The following is a 5,590-nucleotide window of genomic DNA, read 5'->3' as shown; positions in this document are numbered from 1 at the left end:
GCATCGGGCAGTTCCACGACTTGCCCGGGTGGGGTCCCGCGAGCATCGGGCAGTTCCACGACTTGCCCGGGTGGGGTCCCGCGAGCATCGGGCAGTTGTACGACTTGCCCGGGCGGGCTCCCGCGAGCATCGGGCAGTCCCACGGCCCGCCCGGGCGGGGTGCCCGACGAGCGTCGGGTAGGCCTGACGCCTACGGTCGGGCGGGGTGCCCGATGAGCATCGCCGGTGCTCCCGCGACCCGGGTCAGGAACACGGTCGCCGCGTGCGGGCCCTGCGGCTTGACCTTCCTGCGGAGCTCCTCCGGCTCGACCGCCGAGCCCCGCTTCTTCACGGTCAGCGTGCCGACCTGCCGCTCCCGCAGGAGGGCCTTCAGCTTCTTGACGTTGAAGGGCAGGTGGTCGGTGATCTCGTAGGCCGTGGCGTACGGGGTCGGGCGCAGGGCGTCGGACGTGACGTACGCGATGGTCGCGTCGAGCAGGCCGCCGTCGACCTGGTCGGCCACCTCGGCGACCAGGTGGGCGCGGATGACGGCGCCGTCGGGCTCGTAGAGGTAGCGGCCGGGCGGGCGGACGTCCGGGTCGGGCAGGCCGCGGGAGAGCAGGGTGCGGGGGCCCGGCAGGAGGGTCGCCCGGACCGCCCCCGGCTCGGTGCCGAACCACAGCACCGCCTCCTTGACGTCCCCGCCGTCGGAGATCCACTCGGCCTCGGCGTCCTCGGGGACCGCCTCGTGCGGGATGCCGGGGGCGATCTTCAGAGCGGCGGCGCGAGAGGCCCGGCGGGCGGCGGCGACCGCCCAGGACAGGGGCGGTGAGTAGGCCTCGGGGTCGAAGATCCGGCCGCGTCCGCCGCGCCGGGCCGGGTCTACGAACACGGCGTCAAAACCGGCCGTGTCCACCTCCGTCACGTCCGCCTCGCGCACCTCGACGAGACCGGCCAAATCCAGCGCATCGGCGTTGGCCCGCGCCGCGGCGGCGGTCTGCGGGTCCCGGTCCACGGCCAGGACCCGGATTCCGGCGCGGGCCAGCGCGATCGCGTCACCGCCGATGCCACAGCACAGGTCGGCGACCGAGGTGATGCCCGACTCGGCCATGCGCCGGGCCCGGTAGGCCGCCACGCTCGCCCGGGTCGACTGCTCGACGCCGTTCGGCGTGAAGAACATCCGGCCCGCGTCCTCGGACCCGAACTTCACCACCGCCCGCTGCCGCAGCCGCGCCTGGCCCAGCGCCGCCGACACCAGCTCGGCGGGGTGCTCGCGGCGCAACCGGGTCGCGACGGCCAGCTCCTGCGCAGGATCGGTGTCCCGCACCTCGTCGAGGAGAGCGCGGCCTTCGGGGGTGAGGAGGAGGGCGAGGTCGTTCACCGGATCATTGTCGGCCACGGGGGAGGAGGGCGGTGGCCGGTCCGGTGCGAGCGACGGCTGAGCCGGCCCCTCGCGGTGTTCGGCCCGTGTGTGGGCCAGTCGGTGGATGGTGGGCGCCGGTCGCGGTGTCGGACCGGGATCGCCGGGAGGGGGCTGCGAGGATCCGGCATCATGCGAGCAGTCGTACAAAATGACAAAAGCCGGGCGTCGGGACGGACGTCCGCCGGCGTACGGATCGTCCTCGCCGTGCTCGTCCTCGCCGCCCTCGCCTCCGGCTGCGCGCAGGACGGCGGCGACCAGGTCACCCCGGCCGGCGGCCAGCAGCCCCTCGACGCGCCCCCGGCCCGCGCGCTCGACTCCTACGCCACCAAGCTGCGCGCCGCGCACGCCGCCCGGGTCGCCGCCGCGCACCGCTGGGGTCTGCGCAGGACCCCGTCGGCCGCCCCGCCCGCCCCCGCGAAGAAGCCCAGGATCAGGACCCGCAAGGGCTTCGAGGTGGACGACCACCGGGAGCTGGACCTCCCGCCCGTCTTCACGAGGATCCCCACCCGGGACAAGGTCGTCTTCCTCACCATCGACGACGGCGCCGAGAAGGACCCGGCGTTCCTGCGGATGATGAGCGACCTGGACGTCCCGTACAGCGCCTTCCTCAGCGGCTACCTGGTCAGGAACGACACCCGCTACTTCCGGAAGATGCAGTCCCGGGGCGTCGTACTGCACAACCACACCCTCAACCACCCCAACCTGCGCGGCCTGTCCTACCGGAAGCAGAAGCGCGAGATCTGCGGCATGCAGCGCTACATGGAGAGGCGGTTCGGCAAACGCCCCACCCTCTTCCGCCCGCCCTACGGCAGCTACGACCGGGCGACCCTGCGGGCCGCCAAGACCTGCGGCATCGCGTACGTGCCCCTGTGGAACGAGGAGGTCTTCGCCGACCACTGGGAGTACCGCGACGGGGGCCGGAGGCTGCATCCGGGTGACATCGTCCTCACGCACTTCCGGGGTCGTGACCAGTGGAAGGGCACCATGGCCGACATGATCCGCCGCTTCCTGAACAAGGTCACGGCTCAGGGGTACGCGGTCGGGCGGCTGGAGGACTACCTGTGAGGCGCCAGGCCGCCGTACTGCTGTGCGCGGCCCTGCTGGCCGGCTGCTCCGGGGTGGCGGGTGAGCGGCCGGGCACCGCCGACGGCCGGGCCCGGGACCCGGCGCGCGGGGTGAACGACACGCGTCGGCTGCCGCCCGTCGTGGACCACGTCGCCACCCGCGAACCCGTCGTCTTCCTCACCTACGACGACGGCGCCGAACGCGACCCCCGCTTCGTCGGCCTCGTCCGCGAACGGCGGCTCCCGGTCAGCCTGTTCCTCACGGACAGCGTCGTGGGACCCGGCTACGGCCATTTCGCCCGGCTGCGCGCGGTCGGCGCGTCCATCCAGAACCACACCCTCGACCACCCCGCCCTGCGCGGCCTGCCCTACGCCGGCCAGCGCGCCGAGATCTGCGGCCAGCAGCACAAACTCCGCTCCCGCTTCGGCATCGTCCCCCGCCTCTTCCGTCCGCCCCACGGCACCTACGACAGGACGACCCTGCGCGCCGCCGCCGACTGCGGCATCGCCGCGATCGTCCTGTGGCGCGCGTCCCTGAACGCCGACGGCGAACTGACGTACACCCGCGGCGAGCCCGGCCTGCGGGCCGGCGACATCGTCTCGGTGCCGTCGGGCGGGACGGGGTCGCCGACCCTGGCCGAACGGACGGTGCGGCTGCTGCGCGAGATCGAGGCGAGGGGGCTGCGGGTGGGGCGGCTCGAGGACCACCTGGAGAGCGCACCTGCCCGACGCGCCGCACGCAATTAGCAGTCCGCTTGACCGAGTGCTAATCGCAGTCATAGTCTCGGCTCTGGCACTCCCCACTGGAGAGTGCCAACACAGCGACGGGCAGGTCCGGCACCCGCGACGACGGATCCACCTGGTCGCCACCTCAGACAGTTAACCCCGTGAGATCTCCGAAGGGGGAGGTCGGATCGTGACGACCACCAGCTCCAAGGTTGCCATCAAGCCGCTCGAGGACCGCATCGTGGTCCAGCCGCTCGACGCCGAGCAGACCACCGCCTCTGGCCTGGTCATCCCGGACACCGCCAAGGAGAAGCCCCAGGAGGGCGTCGTCCTGGCCGTGGGCCCGGGCCGCTTCGAGGACGGCAACCGTCTTCCGCTCGACGTCTCCGTCGGCGACGTCGTGCTCTACAGCAAGTACGGCGGCACCGAGGTGAAGTACAACGGCGAGGAGTACCTCGTCCTCTCGGCCCGCGACGTGCTCGCGATCGTCGAGAAGTAATTCACCCCAAGCACCTTGCTTTGAACTGCGCCCCTGGCCCCCGCTATCGCCAATAAGCCGGGCGCCCGGGGCGCAGTGCCGTATATCCCAGATTCCGGAAGAGGGCTCACGCTCCCATGGCGAAGATCCTGAAGTTCGACGAGGACGCCCGTCGCGCCCTCGAGCGCGGCGTCAACAAGCTTGCCGACACGGTCAAGGTGACGATCGGCCCCAAGGGCCGCAACGTCGTCATCGACAAGAAGTTCGGCGCTCCCACCATCACCAACGACGGTGTGACCATCGCCCGTGAGGTCGAGGTCGAGGACCCGTACGAGAACCTCGGTGCCCAGCTGGTCAAGGAGGTGGCGACCAAGACCAACGACATCGCGGGTGACGGTACGACCACCGCGACCGTGCTCGCCCAGGCGCTCGTGCGCGAGGGCCTGAAGAACGTCGCCGCCGGTGCCTCCCCGGCCGCCCTGAAGAAGGGCATCGACGCCGCCGTCGCCGCCGTTTCCGAGGACCTGCTCGCGTCGGCCCGCCCGATCGACGAGAAGTCCGACATCGCCGCCGTCGCCGCGCTGTCCGCCCAGGACCAGCAGGTCGGCGAGCTCATCGCCGAGGCGATGGACAAGGTCGGCAAGGACGGTGTCATCACCGTCGAGGAGTCCAACACCTTCGGCCTGGAGCTGGACTTCACCGAGGGCATGGCCTTCGACAAGGGCTACCTGTCGCCGTACTTCGTGACGGACCAGGAGCGCATGGAAGCCGTCCTGGACGACCCGTACATCCTCATCACGCAGGGCAAGATCTCCGCCATCGCGGACCTCCTGCCGCTGCTGGAGAAGGTCATCCAGTCCAACGCCTCCAAGCCGCTGCTGATCATCGCCGAGGACGTCGAGGGCGAGGCCCTCTCCACCCTCGTCGTGAACAAGATCCGCGGCACGTTCAACGCCGTCGCCGTGAAGGCCCCCGGCTTCGGCGACCGCCGCAAGGCGATGCTGCAGGACCTCGCGGTCCTCACCGGCGCCACGGTCGTCTCCGAGGAGGTCGGCCTCAAGCTCGACCAGGTCGGCCTGGACGTGCTCGGCTCCGCCCGCCGCGTCACCGTCACCAAGGACGACACCACGGTCGTCGACGGCGCCGGCAACAAGGACGACGTGCAGGGCCGCGTCGCCCAGATCAAGGCCGAGATCGAGTCCACCGACTCCGACTGGGACCGCGAGAAGCTCCAGGAGCGCCTCGCGAAGCTGGCCGGCGGCGTGTGCGTCATCCGCGTGGGTGCCGCCACCGAGGTCGAGCTCAAGGAGCGCAAGCACCGTCTGGAGGACGCCATCTCCGCGACCCGCGCCGCGGTCGAGGAGGGCATCGTCTCCGGTGGTGGCTCCGCGCTCGTCCACGCCGTGAAGGTCCTCGAGGACAACCTCGGCAAGACCGGCGACGAGGCCACGGGTGTCGCGGTCGTCCGCCGCGCCGCCGTCGAGCCGCTGCGCTGGATCGCCGAGAACGCCGGCCTGGAGGGCTACGTCATCACCTCCAAGGTCGCCGAGCTCGAGAAGGGCCAGGGCTTCAACGCCGCCACCGGCGAGTACGGCGACCTGGTCAAGGCCGGCGTCATCGACCCGGTCAAGGTCACCCGCTCCGCCCTGGAGAACGCCGCCTCCATCGCCTCCCTCCTCCTCACGACCGAGACCCTGGTCGTCGAGAAGAAGGAAGAGGAGGAGCCGGCCGCCGCGGGCCACGGCCACGGCCACGCCCACTGACGCATGACGGCTGACGGCTGACGGACGTCAGCTCGCCAGAACCCGGGTGAAGGCCCGGCACCCCGCGCGTCAGGGTTCGATACAGCGCGTTCCGCGACCCCGCGCCGGAAGGACACCGCCATGATCGGCATGCCGGAGATCGAAACCGCGGCCGGGC

The 5,590-nt window shown here is 71.5% G+C and carries 5 protein-coding genes; 4 read left to right on the top strand and 1 reads right to left on the bottom strand.

Going from position 1 to position 5,590, the window contains the following annotated elements:
- Window positions 1-190 precede the first annotated feature (190 nt).
- Complete coding sequence (locus tag ABT116_RS38885; protein ID WP_351644315.1) at window positions 191-1,360, bottom strand: class I SAM-dependent methyltransferase; 1,170 nt, start codon at window positions 1,358-1,360, stop codon at window positions 191-193.
- 171 nt (window positions 1,361-1,531) lie between these two features.
- Between ABT116_RS38885 and ABT116_RS38880 the strand changes: the two genes are divergently transcribed.
- The 4 genes from ABT116_RS38880 to groL all read left to right on the top strand — a co-directional run bounded on the left by ABT116_RS38880 (window position 1,532) and on the right by groL (window position 5,433).
- A complete protein-coding gene (locus ABT116_RS38880; RefSeq protein ID WP_351644312.1) occupies window positions 1,532-2,467 on the top strand; it encodes a polysaccharide deacetylase family protein in 936 nt (311 codons plus the stop codon).
- Window positions 2,464-3,213, top strand: a complete 750-nt coding sequence (locus ABT116_RS38875; RefSeq protein ID WP_502984014.1) for a polysaccharide deacetylase family protein — start codon at window positions 2,464-2,466, stop codon at window positions 3,211-3,213. The genes ABT116_RS38880 and ABT116_RS38875 overlap by 4 nt, the downstream gene beginning before the upstream one ends.
- Before the next feature lie 169 nt (window positions 3,214-3,382).
- A complete protein-coding gene (gene groES / locus ABT116_RS38870; protein WP_003974211.1) occupies window positions 3,383-3,691 on the top strand; it encodes a co-chaperone GroES in 309 nt (102 codons plus the stop codon).
- 116 nt (window positions 3,692-3,807) lie between these two features.
- Window positions 3,808-5,433, top strand: coding sequence for a chaperonin GroEL (gene groL, locus ABT116_RS38865; RefSeq protein WP_351644309.1), 1,626 nt, complete (start codon window positions 3,808-3,810; stop codon window positions 5,431-5,433).
- The last annotated feature ends 157 nt before the right edge of the window (window positions 5,434-5,590 follow it).

The sequence above is a fragment of the Streptomyces sp. NPDC002130 genome (assembly GCF_040296465.1).
In the GTDB taxonomy this organism is placed as follows: Bacteria; Actinomycetota; Actinomycetes; order Streptomycetales; family Streptomycetaceae; genus Streptomyces.
Note: the sequence above shows the minus strand (reverse complement) of the source record. Positions and strands in the feature narration are given on the sequence as shown.